1 protein-coding gene is annotated in these 763 nt (G+C 70.5%); it reads left to right on the forward strand.

Annotated elements, in window-relative coordinates; translation table 11 throughout:
- The coding region (locus tag Aco03nite_RS49900; RefSeq protein WP_203809821.1) for a hypothetical protein at nucleotides 1-763 on the forward strand (763 nt) is incomplete at both ends.

Consider the following 763-nt stretch of genomic DNA (forward strand, 5'->3'; position numbering starts at 1 on the left):
CAGGTGCTGCTCGCGGCCGCGGACCGGCAACTCGTCCGCTGCGAACGCATCGACGCGAACCGGGCACGCCTGTGGGTGCAACTCCCGACGGTGCCCGCTCCGGTCTCCTATCGTGACTGGAGCTGGCACGACATCACCGTAACGGTCCCGCCGACCGTCGCCGCGACGGCGAAACTGTGCACCCCGACCTTGCGGCTGCGCGAGGGCAAGGTCCGCCTCGACCTGCCGTTCGAAACCACGGTCGAGGCGGCACCCCTTTCCGGGCACCGGCGGGCGATCGGTGCGGACTGGGGCTACAACACCCTGCTCACCGCGGTGGTCGCCGAACCGGGACCGGACGGCACCGTCATCGCTTCCGGGCGTGCGCTGCGGTTCGACGCGGCAGGGGTGTCCCGCAAACTCGACCGGCTACGCCAGCATCGCGAAACCCTGCAGACGAAGGTCACCCACCTGGAGCGGCTCGCCGCCGGCCGCCGATCCGGCCTCGACCTGGCGGCTGCGGCGAAATTCGACCTGCTTCGGCAGGAACACCGGAGGGTATGTGCCCGGATCCGGAACCTCGGCCGTGCGTTGGCATGGTCGGCCGCGAGATGGTTGATCGACCAGGCCCACGCGACCGGCGCCACCGTCGTCTATCTGGAAGACCTGACCTCGATGGAGGCGCCGGGAAGTTCGAGATCCTGGAACCGCAGGTTGTCCGGCGCGACCCGGGGCGTTCTCGCCGACGCCGTCCGGCACCTCGGCGCCCGCGAACACGTCGCAG

The organism is Actinoplanes couchii, assembly GCF_016862075.1.
Classification (GTDB): Bacteria; Actinomycetota; Actinomycetes; order Mycobacteriales; family Micromonosporaceae; genus Actinoplanes; species Actinoplanes couchii.